We start from the raw sequence: 20064 nt of genomic DNA, 5'->3' as shown, positions 1-20064 counted from the left end.
CAAGATGACTACTACAAACTACGCAGGCCTGCAGTCCGTCATATGGCATGATGATAAGCTGGATCTGCTCGACCAACGGCTGCTGCCGGAAGAAATCGTTTATTTGCCGCTTGTCACTTCGGAGGACGTATGGGAAGCTATCCGCCACCTGAAAGTAAGAGGAGCACCGGCTATCGGTATTTCCGCAGCTTATGGGGTTGTGCTAGGAAGCCGCCATGCTGAAACGGCTGAGGAATGGCTTGCCGATGTACGCAAGGCCGCGGATTATCTCGCTACCTCCCGCCCTACTGCGGTCAATCTGTTCTGGGCGCTTGACCGGATGAAAGCGCGCGCTGAAGCTCTTGCTTCCGAAGGCCGTGCGCTTGAAGCATTGAAGCAGGCGCTGCTTGATGAAGCTATCGCGATTCAGAGCGAGGACGAAAAAACGAACCGCCTGATCGGCGAGCATGCGTTGTCCCTGTTCCAGGATGATATAGGCGTGCTTACGCACTGTAACGCTGGCGGACTCGCAACGGCGAAATACGGTACCGCGCTTGCGCCGTTCTATCTGGCCAAGGAGCGTGGCATGAACATTCGCGTATTTGCCGACGAGACTCGTCCGGTACTGCAGGGCGCTAGACTGACAGCCTTCGAGCTTCAACAGGCAGGCGTCGACGTTACTCTCATTTGCGATAACATGGCCGGCCACGTCATGTCCAAAGGCTGGGTAAACGCCGTTATCGTTGGTACGGACCGCGTTGCGGCTAATGGCGACGTGGCGAACAAAATCGGTACGTACAGCGTTGCGGTGCTGGCCAAAGCGCATGGCATTCCGTTCTATGTAGCCTGCCCGCTCTCGACGATCGATCTGAACACCCCTACAGGCGCCGAGATTCCAATCGAAGAGCGCAATGCGGAAGAGATTACGGAAGGCTTCGGCAAGCGTACGGCTCCGCAAGGCGTCAAGGTATATAACCCTGCGTTCGATATTACGCCAAACGAATACGTGACGGCGATTATTACGGAGAAGGGCATTATTCAAGCGCCGTTTGACGTAAACCTGAAGAAGCTGTTCGAACAATAAGGACGAAGACAAGAGGCAGTCTCCGCTTGCTCAGCGAGGGCTGCCTCTTTGTGTGCACTCGTGTGCTATATCATTAAGCGGAGCGCATCTGCGCCATTCATCCCAACAGCGATGCCAAGCGTTTCCGCGGTAGTGGTGACGGATTCAAGAGGCGCCGCCAGCAGCTCTTCCAAGGTTTTCACTCCAACTGCTCTACCCGCGATGATTTCTCTATCCTTCAGCCGGTCGTTAAGCAGCCCCACATCCAAAGCACCGCACATGATATATCCTCTATCCGTGGATATCGCGAGCAGTGTTGTTTTCGGGAGTTTTACTTCAACACCAAGAGCTGTAACCCCGTCCCCAAGCGGCACGGGAACCATTCTCATCATTTTGGACACCTCCTTCACTTCAGGCCATGACAGGTCAGTTCGAACCGCAACAACATTATATGCAGAAGGTGCTAAGCAGTGTTGGTTACCTGCTCATTTTTAGGACTATGTGGACACCCTTTTTGATGATATATTTATAAAGGTATTATTAATTATTAGTCCGGAGGAACTATGAAACCAACACAATCGACCCGCACAAACTCATACGTATTCCAGGTTGAATTGCTCGTTGAAGGGGACAACAACGGTGCGGCATTGGAGAAGCTGATCAGATCGCTTAACCAAGGCGCATATGCTGATTACCGCATTCTGAACGGGATTCAACTAGGACAGCTTATCGATCAGCGAAAAACGGAATTGCCGGGCAGGCAACCCGTTTCTGTGCCGCCGCCTGCCGCAAAACCTGCACCCCCCGTTTCAAACAACGGACTCGATTCCATCCGGGCTTTTATGAAAAGCAATAAATTGATCCGCCTCATCGTGAACAAAGGGCTTGGCATCAAGCTCAGCATCCCTTGCCGCATTCTCAATATAGATGAGGAAGGGAATTTGATTACCGTCTATCATGTGGACGAGAAGCAAGTTTACACGTTTAGGCTGAACGAAATCGAAGACTTCAAGGATTAACGGCAAAGACAGTAATACCCCCCGTACTTGTTAAGTACGGGGGGTATTACTTATCTATTATTGAATGTAGGCCGCCCCAAGCATTTGCTCGATATCCGTGCTAGGCACCGGTGGACTCCAGAAATAGCCCTGCATTTCGTCGCAATTATGTTTGCGCAGGAATTCCATCTGCTCCTCGTTCTCCACGCCTTCCGCAATAACCTGGATGTTCAGGTTATGCGCCATTGCGATAATGGCTGCAACAATCTCCGCATCGCTTGGGTCCTGCTGGATATCCCTTACGAACGAGCGGTCAATCTTGAGGCGGTCGATCGGAAAGTTCTTTAAGTAATGGAAAGAGCTGTAGCCCGTTCCGAAATCGTCCACGCTGATGCCTACTCCCATTTCGGTAAGCTCAAGCAAACAGCGGGATACATGGCCGGTATCCATCGTCATGGATTCCGTTATTTCAAGATCCAGGTACTCCGGCTTAAGGCCCGTCTTCTCCAGCACCGAAGCGACTTTGCTTGCCAGATCCTGCTGAACAAACTGCCTAATGGAAAGATTCACGGATACCGGCATCGGCGGAAGTCCCGCATCCTGCCAGGCTTTATTCTGCCGGCATGCTTCCTCCAGCACCCAATCGCCGATCTGAACAATCATGCCGCTTTCTTCCGCGATTGGAATAAATTCTCCGGGCGGAATCATCCCCTTCACCGGATGCCTCCAACGGACAAGCGCCTCAACGCCTACCATCATGCCGGATACCATATCGTATTGCGGCTGGTAATGAAGAATAAACTCCTTGCGCTGAATCGCCCGGTACATCTCATGCTGGAGCGTCAGACGCTCGAAGGACGAATTGCTCCAGCTCTCGGAATAAAGCATGCAGTCGTTCTTGCCGCTTTCCTTCACCTTCACTAGCGCAATGTCCGCCTTCTTCAGAAGCGAATAGCCGTCATCCTCTTTCACAAGGCTTGTAACCGCCCCGAGGCTTCCTGTTATATGCAGCGGGAAGCCCTTGAGCTCAAACGGCTCATCAATGGCATAAAGAACCTGGCGTGCCAATTCAAGAAGCTGCGCTTCTGACTCAATGTCCTGGAACAGCAGGGCGAATTCGTCGCCTTCCATGCGGGCTATAATCCCCTGCTCCCCAAGTGCGCTTGCCAGCCGCTCTGCAACCTGCAAGAGCAGCATGTCGCCAAATTCACGTCCAAACGATGCGTTAACCAATTTGAACCGGTCCAGATCCAAGTAGCAAAGGCCGATCAAACGGTCATGCTCTCTTGCAAAAGCCAGGCTTTCATTCATGCGAATATGGAATAATGTCCGGTTCGGAAGCCCGGTCATATCGTCATAATAAGCCATGTAACGGATACGCTCGATATTCCGTTTCCGGTCGCTCAAATCCTGACTGACTATAACGGTCCCGATTACTTCATCTTCCTTCATCATCGGGGAGCTGATAAATTGAAGCTCGAGCGGGAATCCCGAACGGTGTGTAATATTAATATTGCGCTGCTCCGATTTTCCTTGAAGCGCATGGTCCAGCATCTCCTGCAGACTATTGCGGCTTCCCGGCTCCACCAATGGCGCAAGCTCAGTGCCAAGCAGATCTGTGCGCAAGTAGCCAAGCGTATTGCTGGATGCGATGTTCATCTCCATAATGACGCCATCCCGGTCCAAAATCGCAAGCGGTACAGCCTCGGACTGGAGCAATGTCTCCACGATCGGCGTATGGAAGTTACGGAACCCGATTATCTGGCGGTCCCTGGCAAAGAAGATTATCGTTACGGCAATCGCCAATGCGGCAATAATTAACGAGATCCATTCCAACACGGGGTCGGCATTCCTATACAAGGCTGCTGCAAAGAACAGCACTGCGACAATTGATATCGTTAGAACGGCCGTGCGCAGCATGGCAAATGACCGCGAAAATCGAAGCCGTCTATTAGGCGAACCGTCCATCCGTTTCGTCACGCACCAACTTCCTTCCTCTTGTCAGGTCAAGCAAGGTTGTATTCATTATAAACGAAATGGTCTGTGTGGTATAGAAATATTTACTAAAACAATAAATAATTCTTGTAGAAATTAGGCGAGTTATGTCGAAAAACAAGGTAATTCGCCACATTGGCTATGATTCTTGTAGCATTACAGCCCTATATTGACGACAATTATGCAATACTTAAGAAACAAAAAGGCCGCTTGCATTAATTCACAAGCGACCTTTCCCAATATATTCCTAATTTGTTTTTTTGGCTTTCAATGCGGCTGCTGCCACGCATCCCCATCCTGCAAGGAAGGCCACTCCGCCCAAAGGAGTTATGGCACCGAGAATTTTTATGTCAGTCAGCGCAAGAACATACAAGCTTCCGCTGAACAGTACGATGCCGGCAATAAGCAGGCGTGCGGCAGCTCTTATAAGCTTGGTGTCGCCAATCCGGCCAGCCAGCAAGGCCACCAGCATTAAGGCCAAAGCGTGATACATATGATAGCGGACGCCGGTTTCATAGACTTCCAGCATGTCCTCGGACAAAGTCTCTTTAAGCCCATGGGCGCCAAAGGCACCAAGAGCAACGGCGAGCGCAGCGCCAATCGCGCCGTATGCAAAATATTTATAAGACATCTTATTTTCATCCCTTTCATGTTTGTGTATAATCTTACAAGTAAATCCACTTATTGCAAAGGAGTCGATCTTTCTTGGAAGAACCGCGCAATACGACGCAGCATAACGACTCGTCCGCAAATCCCGAGCAGCCTTACGATAACCCTTATGCATCAAGGCCTTCTAATCCGTTTTCCCCGCTAAACGAGAACGGACCAATGAAGCAATCGGGTCTTGGCATTGCTTCGTTTATTCTGGCTCTCGTCACCGTGCTCCTTGTGGTTGGGGCAATCATCAGCGTAACCGTGTTTGTCAGCGAAGTATCCGGTGATGCTCAAGGCTTCCTGAACGAAATTGAAAGCATGGAAGAGGAAGGCACGTTTCCTTCCGAATTCGTGTCCGTCATGATCGCCGGACTCGCTATGATCGCTTCCATCGGCATTGCCATTATTGGCCTGATTCTTGGCATTGTGGGTGCCGTGCAGAAAAACCGCCGCAAAGTGTTTGCCATTATCGGCATTGTGCTAAACGGCCTGATCGTGCTTGGAACAGTCGGCTTAGTCATTATAGGTCTTCTCTCCGCCGCTGCGCAATCGACAATTTAGCAACAAATACGAAGAAGAGGCTGCCCGCGAGGGACAGCCTCTTCTTCTGCATCGTGCCTTATGCGAGCTGGTTTGCTACGGTTTTATTAACCTCTGCGATCTTCTTCTCATAGCTTTCAATCTTCACCTGACGATCCGTCATCTGCTTGACGACGCTGTTTAGCGTCGTGAGCGAACGAAGTGCGGTTTTCCCGTCGTACGTGCGCAGCGCGTACAGCAGATCGCTCCATTCTTCCGATTTCTGCTTGTTCAGCTGGCTGATTGCCGATTTCTCCACGGATATGCGCTTCTCTTCCTCCGTTATCGCATCAAGCTGGCTGCGCAGCCGCTTCATCTTGTCGTTTGCCGATGTCTTGGCCGTGCTAAGCGCGGTTTGCGCTGCCCGGATCTCCTCTTTGGCGCTCTTCACCGAGATCTCGAGCAGATCGACCTTCAGTTGAACGGCTGCCGTAAGCTCCTTGATGCCGAATTTTCGTGCCGCCTTCAGCTCCGCCTTAGCGGCTTCATACTGATTAAATAAGGGCTGATAATAATTCTTTAATTGCGCTACCTTCTTGTCCAGCGTCTCTAGCTTGGCCTTGTCTATAAGCCGGATCTTCTGCCTCAGCTCCGACTCCCTGTCATCGTTTGCTTTGCCTGCCGTCTTAATCCGCGCATCCCGTTCAACTACCGCGTTCTGCTGCTGAACAAAGCCTTGATACGATGCCTGCAGCTTGGATGCGTCGGCGGATGCCATGCCCGCTTTCGTCTTGTCGAATTGCTTTTGCGACGTTGCCGACAACGCGTTAACCGCCGCCTCCGTCACGGCTGCCGGGAGCACAGCAGACAAAAGGAAAGCGAGCAGCAGAGTCATGGCCGGAATTCGAAATTTCATGCAAATAACTCCTCCTTGAATAAAATATTCATAGCGGCAGTTAAAAAAACGCAAAAAAAGCACCCTCCAAACCAAGCTAAAAGGCTGGGTCGAAGGGTGCTTCCCGTTCGAAAGAATTCGCGTTGCCGCATATGTTCTTCCAATATACGGCTTGTTTCGCGAAGGTGTCAATCTATTATTTTAATTTCTAATGCGCTCCGCCGTGGGGCCGGCAAAGCCGTTTCACCTTACAGATATGGATGTCCGGCTGTAGCCTTCCTTCGTTTTAAACACTTCGAGCGTAGCAGGGAATGCCTGCTTCAGCTCCTGCACGTGAGAGATTACGCCAATCATGCGGCCCGAACGCTGCAAATCTACCAGCGCCTCAATCGCCTTGTTAAGAGAATCCTCGTCCAGCGAGCCGAAGCCTTCATCGATAAACATCATCTCAATCGAGATGCCGCCCTGGTAAGACTGGATAACATCGGTCATGCCAAGCGCAAGGCAAAGAGACGCGTTAAACTTCTCGCCGCCCGACATCGTCTTCACATCGCGATTCTGCCCGGTATAGGCGTCGTATACATCCAGACCAAGACCGCTTTGTTTGCCGCGCGTTTCAAGCCGGTCGCTCCGCTGCAGAACAAATTGTCCGCCCGACAAATGACGGAGCCGTTCATTGGCCGCATGCAGGATCTGCTCCAGATACTCAATAAGAATATAACGTTCGAATGAAATTTTAAGAGCATTGTCGCCTTTAAGCATCTGGTACAAATCCAATACCTGCTCGAGCTTCGCCTCCAGCTCCTTCACCCGGGTAGCCGACTCGTCTATGGAGGACTTCAGCTTGCCTGCGTCTTCGGCGAAACGGGATGCGATCTGAAGAGCATTGGCAGCTGCTTCGATTCGATGCTTCAGTTCCGTAATCGCGGCTTGCATCGCCTCGATATCAGCCTGCTGCTTGCCCGAAAGCTCCTGGGCCAGCTCGTCAATACGCTTCTGAACGGCAGCAAGAGCCGTCTTATGCGACTCGATCTGATCCTTAAGAGCACGTCTCTCCTGATCGGGCAAATGCGCCTCCTTGAAATCTGCCGCAGAGGCGAACTCCGCAAGCTCCAGCTCTTCCTCAAAGCGCTTCACCGCCAGAAGCGCGTTGTCGCGCGCTTCCGCCAATTGCTGCTCGGTCTGCTCCGCATGGGCCTGCTCTTCAGCAAACTTGGCGCGCATCCGAAGCAATTGATCCTGCGCTTCCTTCCAGGCGGCGGCAAGCGACTCGGCTAAGCTTTGCTGCTGCTTCAAGCGCTGCTCCATCTGCCTTGGTGAACGAAGCTCCTCCGGAATACGTTCAAGCTCCTTCTCCAGCGCCGATTGCTTGGCGCCCTTCTCCACCGCAACTTGGTGCTGCTCGGCTTGCAGCTTATCCTTCGCCTGCTGAAGCTGCTCCAGCTTCTGCTCAATCTCTTCAGCCCGCTGCTTCAGCTGCTTCCCTTGCTCGACCTGCTGCTGCAGCCGCTCCGCTTCTTCGTTTAATTGCTTCCAGCGTTTCCGCAGGTTCGCTTGCTGCTCGGCTAGCCCGGAAGCAACAGCTCCGTACTCCGCAAGCTCGGCCGCGCTGCCTTCCCAGCTCGAACGCGCCGCTGCTGCCTGCAGCTTGGCTTCATTCAGCTCGCGTTCGAAACGCGACAGCTGCTCCTTCGCTTGCTGGAGCTGTTCCCTTGACGGCACCGCTTCGGCCGCAACTGCTTTTTCCGGATGCTCCTGACTGCCGCAGACCGGGCATGGCTGGCCTTCATGAAGATGGGCAGCCAAGAGACTCGCTTGTCCTTCAATCCAGCTGCTCTCCAGCCGGTCATGCTCCTCCCGGATTTGAGCCAGCGACATCGCGCGCTCCTCGATGACGGAGGAATGGGCGGCCAGTTCTTTCTCCAGTTCAATTAACTTGGAAATGTATTTGCCTGTCTGTACGACCTGATTTCGCTCTTCGATTATGCCCGGCAATGACTCCGCGGCACCTTCAATAGCTTTTAGCTGCGCCATGAGCCCAAGCTTCGCTTCCTTTGCTTCGGCCATCAGCGCCTCCGCAGCCGTCAGCTTGGCTGCGCCGTTCTTCTCCGCAGCCGCAAGCTGCTCGACCGCTACGCGCTGCGCCTCCAGCGTCTGCACCGCCGGCGCCAGCTCCGCGAGCCGGTGCAGCTCGCGCTCCGCCGCCTGCCGCTCCGCGCCGCGCTCTTCCTCGCGGCGATGCCGCTCCTCGGCTGCGGCAAGCGCCTGCTTCGCGGCCTCCGCCGCCTGGCGCCGCATATCGCGGGCCTGCTGCTTCGCCGCGGCATCCCGCTCCGCACGGCCGGCCTGCTCCGCATACGGCGCAAGCAGCGCCGCCCGCTCCGCGAGCAAGAGCCGGCGCCCCTTCTCCGCATGCTCGCCGCTCTGCGCAGCGAGCCGCTCCCGCTTCGCCTGCTCGCCGGCCAGCTCGGCGAACCTCGCCTGCAGAGCCAGCTCGTCACGCAGCGCCAGCTCCTGCCCGTCAAGCTGCCGCTGCAGCTCCCGCTTGCCCGCTTCCCCTTCCGCCGCCAACTGGCGGTAGTAGGCAATCTCCTGCGCTAATGCTTCCGACAGCTGCGCGGGATTGTATAGCTCCTGTGCCAGCGTCTGGGCAAACAGGCTCTCTTCTCTACGGGGCAGATTGCCTGCCGCCTGCTTCATGAAGTGATCCACGCCGATCTTTGCTTCCTTCAGCGAATCGCCAAGCTCCCGGTTCTGCTGCTGGAAGCGCGTCTCCAAGCGCTGGTACAGCTCAGTTCGGAAGATCCGTCGCAGAATCTCTTCTTTATTATCCGTATCGGAAGTCAGCAGCTTGCGGAATTCGCCTTGCGGCAGCATCACGATCTGATTGAACTGCTCCTTGGTAAGGCCAAGAATCGTCTCCAGCTTCGCGTTCACGTCCCCGACCATGAACCGGTCCACGGCCGGAACGGCTTCGCCGTCAGTCAGCTCGTACAGCTCGGCCTTGCCGCCCGTCTCGCTCTTATTCGTCCCCTTCCGGTGAGGAAGCTGACGGAATACCCGGTACATCCGGCGTCCCACGGCAAAATCCAGCACAACCGACGTATGCTTCTCGTCATCCGCGAAATGGCTGCGCAGCATTCTTGGCTCCGAGCGGTCTTCGCCGCTTGCCGTCCCGTACAAGGCAAAGCATATGGCATCAAAAATCGTTGTTTTTCCCGCGCCGGTGCTGCCGGAAATAACAAACAGACGATGCTCGCCAAGCTCATTGAAGTCAACGATTTCGGCGTCGCGATAAGGACCAAACGCCGTCATTGTAATTTTGAGAGGTCTCATCCTGCTTCACCTTCCTCTCTTAACAGTCCGCCAAAGGCATCCGCAAAGAGCCGTTTCTTCGGTTCATCCAGCGGAACGCCTTTCACTTCCTGATAGAAGGATTCGAAGAGGCTGACCGGATCGGCCTCGCTTCTGCGTACGTTCTCCTCTGGAGTGCCTGCGTCCTCGCCTATGCCGCGCAAAGCCGTAACCCTGCGCTCCACATGGAGCGCGTTCGGATAAACCGCCCGGACCTTTTCCATCGGGAACAGGACTGGATTATCATTCAGCAGCGTTACAAACACGTAATCCTCGCATACCGGATGCGTCTCAATCTCTTCTATCGGCCCGGCAATCCGGCGCATATCCCGCAAAGGCTTAAGCTCGCGTTTTTCGATCGAAGCCGTTCCTTCTCCGTCCATCTCCACCACCAGATAGCCTTTATTGTGATGCTCCTCGGAGATTGAATATTTGAGCGGAGAACCCGCATAACGGATTTTTTCGCTTCCGACAAAATGCGCCTGATGCAGATGCCCCAGCGCCGTATAATGAAATGGCGCAAAATATTCCGCCCGAACATGCTCGGCTCCGCCAATGGATAAAGGGCGCTCCGAGTCGCTTGTGTTCGGCTCCGCCGCGCCTGTTGCCGTAACAAAAGCATGTCCGACAACAATATGCCTTGCGGACCGGTCCATCCGCGCGGCAATACGTCCCGTAATGGCCCGCATTGCCTCATCATGCGTCCGGATCGTTTCATCTTCGTACGTTAGCCGCACCTGGGCAGGATCGGCATAAGGCACCAGATGAACATGCACCTCGCCATGGGCATCCCGAAGCACAACGGGCTTCAGCTCCGCTCTTAGCCTTCCGGCAATATGAAGCCCCCGGCTCTCCATCATGGCCGTGCCAAAGTCAATCCGGTCCGGACTGTCATGGTTACCCGATATCGCGAGCACCGGCGTATCCAGCCCAACAACGATTCTTTCCAGCAATTCATCCAGCAGATCAACCGCTTCCGTTGGCGGAACCGCCCGGTCATACAAATCGCCTGCAATAATAACCGCATCCGGCCGCTCTTCCTCTACGGCCCTTACAAATTGCTCCAGCACATAACGCTGGTCTCCTGTCATATATACACCCTGCACAAGCTTGCCTAGATGCCAGTCTGCAGTATGAAAAAATTTCACTCTATGAACATCCCTTTCCGCTGCTCTAAGTACCTTAAATACCCGTAACCGTACATATATTCGCTTTTCGCCTTCGTTTTCCTTCCTGAAAATATTTCCGAAGGCCCGAACAATGGTACATTAGTAGACAGACTTCAGAGAGAGCATAGATAATAGGTGAACTCTTCAAGGATGGGGAGCGGATGAGGTATTTCTAGCGGGTATATCTTCATCATCGGGGCATGTGCTTGGTTATGCTCGGCTGTTTCGGTAATCCCGTATCGGCATCTGAAGCAGCGTAACGCTTTGCTGTAATGACAAGAGGCTGCGCCCGTCATCTTTTTCGGATGACAGGCGCAGCCTCTATTGTATTTATTCTTTCTCGGATGTCAGCGTGAAACGTTCCTTCACATGCTGCGCATTTTCAACCTCATCAACTACCGCAATCGCAAAGTCTTCATAGCTGACATAGCTCTTGCCTTTCGAGTTAACGAGCAAATGGTCTTTTCCTTCTGTATAGGTGCCCGTGCGTTTGCCTTCCGGATCAAAGAAAGCGGATGGGCTAATGAAGGTCCATTTCAGGCCAGTCGACTTCTGAAGATCCTCCAGGTTCTGCCCCTGATTCTTTGCTGTGGCAAGGAACATCTCCGGAAACTCCGGTGTCTCAAAAAGGCGAACCGTCTTCGCTTCATCCACATACAGGCTTCCTGCTCCGCCAATGACAATTAGGCGCGTGTCCGATCCCGATAGTGCATCGATCAAAGCCTTGCCGGCAGTCACGTGAAGATGCTCTTGGCCCATTGGCGCGCCAAAAGCGTTAACGACAACGTCAAAGCCTTGCAGATCAGCAGTCTTCAGATCAAAAACTTCTTTCTCAAGCACTTGCACGCCTTCCGTCGTTACTTTGGCGCGGTTCCGTACAACCGCCGTTACTTCATGCCCTCTGCTGAGCGCTTCTTTGACAACCAATTGACCTGCTTTACCTGTAGCACCTATAACTGCAATTTTCATGTTTTTGTTCCTCCTCAAAAGAATTGTGAAGCAATTCTTGCTTCGTAAGCATTCACTCAAAAGAATTGTGTTAGTGAAGTAAGCCTTATTCAGGCGTGGATGATGCTGCTTGGTTCCGGTTGTTCCTTATTAGATCCGCAACCAGATCCTCCAGCGTAATTTCCGAAAGGACGCCCTCCATCGCATGCTGTGCCTTCTTCAATACAAGCTCCAGTACAACCTGTATGCTCGCTCCTACCGGACATTCGGGATTTGGTTCCTCATGGATATGGAACAGCTGTCCCTCTTCAACCACATCTACGGCCCGGAAAATATCGAGCAGCGTAATCTCGCTCATTTCCTTCGTGAGATAAGCACCGCCGGTGCCGGCCCGCACCTGAACAAGTCCTGCTTTCTTGAGCTGACCTAATAGTCTGCGGATAATAACGGGGTTCGTATTTACGCTGCCGGCGATCCATTCGGAGGTGTTATGGGCATCCTTCGAAATCTCAAGCAGCGATAAAATATGGACCGCTATAGAGAAGCGGCTGCTGATTTTCATTTATTGTCACCCTTTCTTTGGCTCCGGTTGTTTCGGTTGCTTGCTCCTTGTAGTTTGTTCCTCGATTAGGTTTCTAGAGGCTGGAACAAACATACAATAGTCTCACTCAACTCGAAACAACCTTCGCTGTCCGTCGCGGTAGGAGGCTAGCCGCCTCCTCCATTACACTTCGGTTGATTGCTCCTTGTAGTTTGTTCCTCGATTAGGTTTTTTTGAGGTTGAAACAAACGTACAATAGTCTCACTCAACTCGAAACAACCTTCGCTGTCCGTCGCGGACGGAGGATCAACCTTCTCTTCCATCTAAAATAACATCGCTGTAACCATTGTAGTTACAACTGTGACAGAAGTCAATGCTCCGGTTTCTCGATCCCCAACCGAAACAACCTTTGCTAGCTAGTAAGGATGAATATCAATAAAATCCCGAACCCGTTGTAACTAGTTTAGTTACAACAAAAACAAAAGTCAAGGACAAAGAAAAACAAAATCATTATGCCCGATCTAACCAGAAATAGTATATTGACAAAAATATTTAATTGTGTTATAATAAAATATTTTACTGTTTACATGTTTGTGTGAAATCTTTACAATAGGCACATGACCTCGGCCGGGTCCATTCATTTTGTACGAGGAGCGTGACCTTTATGCAAGCGAATATCGCCATACTCTCCATCAGCGCACCAGTCATGGGACAGGTGGATACTGTACACCCGGTTCTTTTATGGGACGAACAACATCAAGTTTTGCTGGATACCGGTTATCCCGCCCAGCTCTCTCAGCTTCATACCGCAATAGAAGCTGCCGGCGGGAACCCAAATAAGCTTACTCATATAATCATTACCCATCAGGACATCGATCATATCGGCAATTTGCCGGAATTGACTTCGCCTACGGGAATTGGAGTATCGGCGCATCCTCTCGAGAAGCCTTATATTCAAGGCGATAAACGGCTTATTCGGTTCACCGACGAAGCGATTGCCAGTATCGGCAAGATGCCGGACTCGGTGCCCGAAGCCTTCCGCAACGGATTAAGACGAATGATGCTTAACCCGCCAAAAGCAAAAATCGACCGTGAGATTGTTGGCGGAGAATGGCTTCCGTTATGCGGAGGCATCACGGTTATCGATACCCCGGGCCATACGCCGGGACATATTAGTCTTTATCATGAACCCACCCGGACTCTTATCGCAGGTGATGCGCTGGTTGTAAGGGATGGCGAGCTCTGCGGGGCCGATCCTTCGACAACGCTGGATCCGGAAGCCGCGCAGGCCTCCATCGTTAAATTGCTTGACTTCGATATTCGGGCTATTGTCTGTTATCACGGGGGATTGTACAACAACCGGGTTATGGAAAGGCTGGCTGAACTCGCTTCCGTTAACTAAACTTCAAACAGGCTGTTATCCTGTCGCTTGGAGCGGCATGATGGCAGCCTGTTTTTTATAAGATAGAAGAGGAACTAAACGGATAAATGGAGAATATTCCCTTGTTGCATGGCCACACTTTGCAAAGGAGAAAGCTCTACATGAATCATCGGTTCCTTATCGGACAATACGGGCAATTCGATTACAGCAAATACGACAGAGATTACAGAGCTGACTTCTACGGGATTGAAGCCTGTCTTTTTCGGAATGAACAGGATATTTCGAATTTACTGAAAGAATCCCGCGATGCGGGCTTTAGGATCGGCATCCACTTCCCGCTTCGTTCCGGCATTTCCCCGCTCAGGGATGCATTGTTTCTCGCGAAGGATGCTGCCGTCAGGTCGGAGGCATACTCCCTTGTTCTGCAAGAGCTGGACTATATCCGCTCTTTCCTGAAGCCGGACTATATACTGTTCCATTATCCTAAGCCCGTCATTCTTGACGAGCGGGCGAATTGGACAAGCTGGCGGTTCGACGACCAAGCGGAGTATGACTTCGAAAGCGAGTACAGCTTCGAGGAGTTTAAGAAGCATAGCGATGCCTTATTCGAATGGCTTGCTCATAGGGGCGAAGAGTATGGGTTTACGCCCGTGTTAGAGTTTGACGCTCTAAACAGATACGTCTATGAGGATGATTATTTGCGGAGCAGACTGGAGAAATACAGCAGTATTAAGCTTTGTCTCGATACGGCGAGGCTGTACATCCAGGATCGTATCGACCCGCATTTCGACGCGGCGGCCATCCTCCGGCAATATGCGAGGTATGCCGCAACCGTTCATCTGTCCAATATTCTCATTACGGACGGCCTTATCGCGCAAAGCCGCATGCCCGTCTTGCCCGGCCAAAGTCCAAGCGAGGGCTGGGCACCGATCGAGCTATATTTGCGCATCATCCTGCGAGAGAATCCCGATGTAAAAATCATGTTCGAGCATCGCTCGGAAAAAGTAACCGATGATCAGCTGGAGCAGTGCTACCGCTGGGTTTCCCGGATTCTCGAAGATACGAATACTAATCTTTAGCTGGAGGCTGGATAATATGGAGAACCTGAAATTTCGTGATGACGGCACCTTTACGATCGTACAGTTTACCGATTTGCATTGGCAGAACGGAGTACCGGAGGATCTGCAAACGCATGCTTTAATCAAATCGATTCTTCGGGAAGAAGCTCCCGATCTCGTAATTTTCACGGGGGATGTGATCCAGGGCGAGTTCTGTAAGGATCCCGTAGCCTCGTACTCGAACGCCATAAGCGTGATGGAAGAGTACCCTATTCCCTGGGCTGCGGTATTCGGCAATCATGATGCGGAGAAGGACTGCACAAAGGAAGAATTGATTGCGGTGCAGCAAGCCAGCGGCCCTTATTGCCTGACCGAAAACGGCCCTTCACTTGGCGATGACCGCCTGGGCAATTTTGTTCTTGAGATTCACTCTTCACAAACGGCTGACCAGACGGCTGCCGCCTTGTACTTGCTTGATTCCGGCAGCAATCTTCAGCATCCGATTGGCGGTTATGAACGTATTACCCATAGCCAGATCGGCTGGTATAAGGAGCAATCCAAGCGGCTTGCCGAAGCCCATAACGGACGCCCTCTTCCCGCCTTGGCTTTTTTCCATATTCCCGTCCCGGAATTTAAAGAGGTGTGGGCCAACCATACCTGCTATGGTCATAAATACGAAGATGTATGCTGCTCCAAGCTGAACTCCGGCATGTTTGCAGCCTTTGCGGAGAACCGGGACGTACATGGAATTTTCGTCGGCCACGATCACGTGAATGATTTCCAAGGCGAGCTGCATGGCATAAAGCTCTGTTACGGCCGGGCAAGCGGCTATAATACTTACGGTAAAGACGGCTTTGCCCGCGGAGCTCGAGTCATTCAATTAACGGAAGGAGAGTCCGGATTCCGCACCTGGCTTCGGTTAGAGGACGGCTCCGTTATTGCCGATCAGCCGGAGCATTCACTGGAGCAAGAATGGCAGAGAATCTAATGATTAGGGCAAAGGGGAAAGAATTCCGTCCGGATTCTTTCCCCTTTGCAGGTTAACTATATTGGATTTGTTCGCCGTTCTTGCGCGCTTCGGCTTGGCCGGTCCCCGTAACGTTCAGCTCGAGAATATCCGGGTTGCTGATTCCCCTATAAGTCAGCCTGCCCGTTTGCCGCGTATCCGACTCCAGCACCAAGCTTGCCGACCGGAACCGTTCAACTAACGCAGACAAGCTGTTAATTCCAAGCTTGCTCGCTTCTTCCGGACCCAACACCTCCACCGCTGCTGCAGCAGGCTCTCCCAAGAGCCGGATTTCCTGGTAGCCTTCACGCGAATCCATCGTATAGCGGCCCTTTACGAGAATGGCAACGTAGCTGTTCTGCACCTGGCCAAACAAACCTAACTCCCCGGTTACCCATTCCGCGAGTGGCAGCACGCCGATCACTTCCTGATGCGGATTGTCAGCCGGAACGGGGAAGATGGTCAGGATCCGGTTCTTATCGTACAGCACCCCGGCGTATTCGCTCTGATGTCTGGGATCGCCCTTGCGGCACCCTTCTCCCGGATGGAAAAAGTACAGTTGATTGACGCTTGGTCCTGCCGTAACCGGGAATGAAACCATCCACCGGATTTGCTCATTATCAAACTCCTTGACCCGCTCCCAAATACCCCCTGCCGCGTAATCCTTTGTTACATACACGTAGGAATGAAGCGGTATTTCTTCGACGGTATCCGTCTTGATTATTTGCTTGCGAACTTCGGCAGGCATCTCCCGCTCCATCGCTCTTTGACGGGCATCCTCGGGAGCCGGATAACATAGGAGACCCGCATACTCCGTGCGAGGCATGACCTTCCCCAGCGGAAAATCCCCGAATTGCACATAATCATGCAGCACGTTGCGGTCAGCAGGCGCGTCGTGCGGCCAGCCGCGGGAATGAGCGCCGATCCAGGCGCCTTTTAGATAAAACAACGCTCTCTCCCGCCACAAGTCATCCAGCAGATCAGCGAGCTGCCGCTTGATCGCCGGTTCACTCGTCAGCTCCCATGCGGAGGTGAACGCCTGCACCCAATGCCAGAACCAAGGGAGGGCGCCGTACTCCGGCATTCCTTGTGTCGTTACCCGCTCCATTGTTAGCTTCAAGGAATAAATGCCGTCTTCGAGCAGCTTCCGATCCTCGTACCGCTGTCCAAAGATGATTTTGGCCGCCGTATATTTCGCTTCATGATGGTTAAACAGCTGCAACGGCTTCCGGTAAAAGCCTCCCCGGTAAATATGCCCTAGCGCTGACTCGAAACCTTCTTGCAGTCCCGGATTTAATTGACTTTCGTAACGCGAATAGAAATAGGCCATCAAGCTGCCCATCAGCTCCACCGGAAGCTCATGCGGATGAGCCTGATCGGGCGAGGGATTCAAGTTAAGCGGAAAATGGCCGTACAACGGCTGCTCCGGATCCGTTTGCTGAAGCTTCAATACTACGGCAAGCACGGCTTCCGCTCTCTTTTTCGCATCTGCCGGATGATCGAGAACCGCTTGCAGCTTAGCATCCGCCGCTGCCGCGAATAAATACGATGCGTAGTAGAAATTATCCCGGATATCGTTATGGAACCATAACCCGCTGGCAAGCAAAGGCAGATTCTGCGCTTGTAACGCGATGATTCTTATAATCTCCTCTTGGCGTTGTGGTTGCCCGTTCATTGTGACACTCCTCTCGTCTGGACTCCAAAAGTTCATTTATGTTTATTTTAGTTCATATATAGGGAATACGCATTAATTAATTTGGATATAAACCTATATAAACCTTGTTAGAGAGATAGACGAGACTAAACGCCTGACGTTACAATACGGGTAATACCCTACGAGAACGGATGAACAAGGACATGAATCACTTACGCCGATACGAGAGCATTATGGAGGTTCTGCTGACGCAGAAGGAAGTGACGGTTGCCGAGCTCAGCGAGAGACTGAACGTAACCGGCAAGACAATTCGCGAAGATCTGACCAAGCTGGAGGAGCAGGGGCTCGTGAAACGGGTGCATGGCGGAGCCGTGCTCGCCAATAGCGACCAATTCGGTATTCTACCCGTGAAGGAGCCGCTTGTTAAGCATGCGGGCGAGAAAACCGATATTGCGGAGACCGCGATGCGGTTTATCGCAAGCCATGACATCATTGCTTTGGACGGAGGCAGCACAACGCTCGAAATCGCAAAACGGCTTGACGACATTCCGGTAACCGTCATTACAAACGATGTGTACATTATCAGCGAGCTGGCCACGAAGGAAAATGTCCGGCTTGTCGTCCCCGGCGGCTACCGGGTCCGCAATGTGCTGGCTGGCCCGGAGGCGGTTGCGTATGTGCGAAGCCTGAATATTAATAAAGCGTTTATCTCCGCTACCGGCGTCCATCTCGAATACGGCTTGTCCGTCTACACCGGGGACCTGATTGACTTCAAGCAGGCGCTGATGGCCACCGCCCGGGAATGCTACGGCGTGGCCGATCATCATAAGTTCGGGCAGAGCGCGCTGCGCACATTCGCGAGGCTCTCCGAGCTGACGGCAATTCTGACGGATAAAGGACTCTCGGAAGAAACGGCTTCCGCGTTCCGCAAAGCGGGAGTACGGGTGGAACAGTAGAAAAAAAGATCGCCATACACCTGTTCTAACAGGCGCGGGCGATCTTTTTCATTAGTTAAATCCGCCGTTCACGCGAATCGTCTGGCCGGTAATCCAGCGGGCCTTGTCGCTTACAAGCAGCTCGACGGCATTGGCGATATCTTCAGGCTCTCCGAGGCGTCCAAACGCGTTCATCCGGCGGAACGAATCCACTAGCTCCTCGGATTTGCCGTTCAGGAATAATTCGGTCGATACCTGACCCGGCGCAATGCAATTGATTGTAATATCCTTTGGAGCGAATTCCTTGGCCAGCTGGCGGGTAAGCTGCTCAACCGCGCCTTTCGTTGCGGCATAAACGCTGTAGGTCGGAAGCATGGCGCCTGACACGGAAGTCGAGAAGTTGATGATCGTCCCTCCGCCCGCCATATGTCTCATCGCTTGCTGGCAAGCAAAGTAGGTTCCTTTGACATTAATGTTGAACTGCCGGTCAAACCTCTCCTCGGTCATTTCCGCAATAGGCAGCGTATCCATAATGCCTGCGTTATTCACCAGGATATCCACGCGTCCAAATTGTCCAATCGTCTCCGAGAACAACGCTTCTACCTCGCTTACCTTGCTGATGTCGCCGCGAATGGCAGCCGCGTCACCGCCTGCTTGCTCAATGATCTTCACTACCTCATTGGCTTTATCCTGATTGGAGGAATAGTTAATGACTACCTTTGCGCCGGCTTGCCCCAATTGAATGGCGATTTGACGACCAATTCCTCTCGAAGCTCCGGTGACGATCGCGACTTTTCCTTGTACACTCATCTTTCATTCTCTCCTTTTATGTTCAATATCATGTTCTTCCGGGTTATGCAAAGCGTTTGACTACAACACCGATTATATAAAGGATGGGATTACGACCGTTAGAACAGAACCGTTCGTTCCTTGCCTATTTCTCTTTCATCCCGCTACAATAACAATAACCACCTTTTCGGAAAGGAATTCATGAGCCATGGAAGAAACTTTGCGCATGGAGCAGGCTTTGCGGCAAATGGCGGATTTGATTCAACGCCACGCGCCAACAAGCGGCACGTTTCCCACCCCTGTTCCTAACTTGTCGCTGATGCATGCCACACAATTGTCGGAGCCGCTGGAATCCGTGTATAAGCCCTCCCTCTGCCTGGTGGCGCAAGGGGCGAAGACGGCAACATTAGGAGATGAAACGTACCGATACGACCCGATGACTTACGTAGTGATTGCTGCCGAATTGCCGATCATCAGCCATATTGTAGAGGCTTCGCCGGAAGTTCCGTATTTAAGCCTGAAGCTGAGCTTTGACCCCGACGTTATTCTCGATATTGTAAAAGAGAGCAGCCGCCCGGCTTCCGCGGAAGCTTCGCGCGGGATAACGATGAACCGGACATCGCCGGAATTGCTCGAAGCCTCCGTAAGGCTTCTGCAATTGCTGAACAAGCCGGATGACATTCCGGTGCTGGCACCCCTGATCATCCGCGAGATTTTGTACCGCGTGCTTCAAGGCGAGCATGGCGCCTTCATCCATCCGTTTGCGGTTATCGGCAGCCATTCGCATAGCATTGCTCAAGCGATACAGATGATTAACCGACAATACGACCATCCGCTCGCGGTTGAGCAGCTGGCAAAGTCAGTGAACCTTAGCACGTCGGCTTTTCACAAGCATTTCAAGCGCGTCACGGCCATGAGTCCGCTTCAATATCAGAAAACGCTGCGCCTGCAGGAAGCCAGACGCTTAATGCTGACCGAAACGGTTCAAGCCTCCGAAGCCGCCTTCCGCGTGGGCTATGAAAGCCCCTCCCAGTTCAGCCGGGAGTATACCCGGATGTATGGACGATCGCCAAAGCTGGATGTTCAGGAGCAGCGCGCAACAACGGCAACAGGGCCGTGACGACGA

General features: G+C 52.6%; 18 protein-coding genes. 8 read left to right on the top strand and 10 right to left on the bottom strand.

Features of this window, described 5'->3' with window-relative positions:
- Window positions 1-4 precede the first annotated feature (4 nt).
- A complete protein-coding gene (gene mtnA, locus M3194_RS28135; RefSeq protein ID WP_251657451.1) occupies window positions 5-1063 on the top strand; it encodes an S-methyl-5-thioribose-1-phosphate isomerase in 1059 nt (352 codons plus the stop codon).
- A gap of 65 nt (window positions 1064-1128) precedes the next feature.
- Here mtnA and M3194_RS28130 read toward each other — a convergent pair whose 3' ends face one another.
- Window positions 1129-1434 carry a YunC family protein gene (locus tag M3194_RS28130; RefSeq protein ID WP_091185706.1) on the bottom strand — a complete coding sequence of 102 codons (306 nt, stop codon included), beginning with the start codon at window positions 1432-1434 and terminating at the stop codon, window positions 1129-1131.
- A 171-nt stretch (window positions 1435-1605) separates the two neighbouring features.
- Between M3194_RS28130 and M3194_RS28125 the strand changes: the two genes are divergently transcribed.
- Window positions 1606-2061 carry a hypothetical protein gene (locus M3194_RS28125; protein ID WP_251657450.1) on the top strand — a complete coding sequence of 152 codons (456 nt, stop codon included), beginning with the start codon at window positions 1606-1608 and terminating at the stop codon, window positions 2059-2061.
- Between the two features lie 57 nt (window positions 2062-2118).
- Here M3194_RS28125 and M3194_RS28120 read toward each other — a convergent pair whose 3' ends face one another.
- On the bottom strand, window positions 2119-4020 hold the full coding sequence (locus M3194_RS28120) for a putative bifunctional diguanylate cyclase/phosphodiesterase (protein WP_251657448.1): 1902 nt from the start codon (window positions 4018-4020) through the stop codon (window positions 2119-2121).
- A gap of 262 nt (window positions 4021-4282) precedes the next feature.
- Window positions 4283-4666 carry a DUF423 domain-containing protein gene (locus M3194_RS28115; RefSeq protein ID WP_251657447.1) on the bottom strand — a complete coding sequence of 128 codons (384 nt, stop codon included), beginning with the start codon at window positions 4664-4666 and terminating at the stop codon, window positions 4283-4285.
- Between the two features lie 74 nt (window positions 4667-4740).
- Here M3194_RS28115 and M3194_RS28110 point away from each other — a divergent pair, with 74 nt between their 5' ends.
- On the top strand, window positions 4741-5250 hold the full coding sequence (locus tag M3194_RS28110; protein WP_251657446.1) for a hypothetical protein: 510 nt from the start codon (window positions 4741-4743) through the stop codon (window positions 5248-5250).
- Window positions 5251-5308: 58 nt separating this feature from the next.
- On the opposite strand, the gene M3194_RS28105 is transcribed toward M3194_RS28110, so the two are convergent.
- The 5 genes from M3194_RS28105 to M3194_RS28085 form a co-directional block, all read right to left on the bottom strand.
- Window positions 5309-6124, bottom strand: coding sequence for a hypothetical protein (locus M3194_RS28105; protein WP_251657445.1), 816 nt, complete (start codon window positions 6122-6124; stop codon window positions 5309-5311).
- A gap of 222 nt (window positions 6125-6346) precedes the next feature.
- Window positions 6347-9439 carry an AAA family ATPase gene (locus M3194_RS28100; RefSeq protein WP_251657444.1) on the bottom strand — a complete coding sequence of 1031 codons (3093 nt, stop codon included), beginning with the start codon at window positions 9437-9439 and terminating at the stop codon, window positions 6347-6349.
- A complete protein-coding gene (locus M3194_RS28095) occupies window positions 9436-10605 on the bottom strand; it encodes an exonuclease SbcCD subunit D (RefSeq protein ID WP_251657443.1) in 1170 nt (389 codons plus the stop codon). The genes M3194_RS28100 and M3194_RS28095 overlap by 4 nt, the downstream gene beginning before the upstream one ends.
- Window positions 10606-10956: 351 nt before the next feature.
- Window positions 10957-11595: an NAD(P)-dependent oxidoreductase gene (locus M3194_RS28090; protein ID WP_251657441.1), complete on the bottom strand. Its 639-nt coding sequence runs from the start codon at window positions 11593-11595 to the stop codon at window positions 10957-10959.
- A gap of 85 nt (window positions 11596-11680) precedes the next feature.
- Window positions 11681-12136, bottom strand: a complete 456-nt coding sequence (locus M3194_RS28085; protein ID WP_251657440.1) for an Rrf2 family transcriptional regulator — start codon at window positions 12134-12136, stop codon at window positions 11681-11683.
- A 643-nt stretch (window positions 12137-12779) separates the two neighbouring features.
- Between M3194_RS28085 and M3194_RS28080 the strand changes: the two genes are divergently transcribed.
- From M3194_RS28080 to M3194_RS28070, 3 genes are all read left to right on the top strand, one after another.
- Entirely contained in the window at window positions 12780-13517 is a 738-nt protein-coding gene (locus M3194_RS28080; RefSeq protein ID WP_251657439.1) for an MBL fold metallo-hydrolase, read from the top strand.
- 140 nt (window positions 13518-13657) lie between these two features.
- Window positions 13658-14575, top strand: coding sequence for a sugar phosphate isomerase/epimerase (locus tag M3194_RS28075; RefSeq protein ID WP_251657438.1), 918 nt, complete (start codon window positions 13658-13660; stop codon window positions 14573-14575).
- A gap of 16 nt (window positions 14576-14591) precedes the next feature.
- Window positions 14592-15542, top strand: coding sequence for a metallophosphoesterase family protein (locus tag M3194_RS28070; protein ID WP_251657437.1), 951 nt, complete (start codon window positions 14592-14594; stop codon window positions 15540-15542).
- 52 nt (window positions 15543-15594) lie between these two features.
- On the opposite strand, the gene M3194_RS28065 is transcribed toward M3194_RS28070, so the two are convergent.
- A complete protein-coding gene (locus tag M3194_RS28065; protein ID WP_251657436.1) occupies window positions 15595-17235 on the bottom strand; it encodes a hypothetical protein in 1641 nt (546 codons plus the stop codon).
- Window positions 17236-17417: 182 nt separating this feature from the next.
- Between M3194_RS28065 and M3194_RS28060 the strand changes: the two genes are divergently transcribed.
- A complete protein-coding gene (locus tag M3194_RS28060) occupies window positions 17418-18170 on the top strand; it encodes a DeoR/GlpR family DNA-binding transcription regulator (RefSeq protein ID WP_251657435.1) in 753 nt (250 codons plus the stop codon).
- Window positions 18171-18221: 51 nt separating this feature from the next.
- Here the strand turns inward: M3194_RS28060 and M3194_RS28055 are convergent, their stop codons facing one another.
- On the bottom strand, window positions 18222-18959 hold the full coding sequence (locus M3194_RS28055; protein ID WP_251657434.1) for an SDR family oxidoreductase: 738 nt from the start codon (window positions 18957-18959) through the stop codon (window positions 18222-18224).
- Window positions 18960-19146: 187 nt separating this feature from the next.
- On the opposite strand from M3194_RS28055, the gene M3194_RS28050 reads away from it, so the two are divergent.
- Window positions 19147-20058: an AraC family transcriptional regulator gene (locus M3194_RS28050; protein ID WP_251657432.1), complete on the top strand. Its 912-nt coding sequence runs from the start codon at window positions 19147-19149 to the stop codon at window positions 20056-20058.
- The last annotated feature ends 6 nt before the right edge of the window (window positions 20059-20064 follow it).

Origin of the sequence: Paenibacillus glycanilyticus, assembly GCF_023715145.1 — a bacterium.
Taxonomy (GTDB): domain Bacteria; phylum Bacillota; class Bacilli; order Paenibacillales; family Paenibacillaceae; genus Pristimantibacillus; species Pristimantibacillus glycanilyticus_A.
Note: the sequence above shows the minus strand (reverse complement) of the source record. Positions and strands in the feature narration are given on the sequence as shown.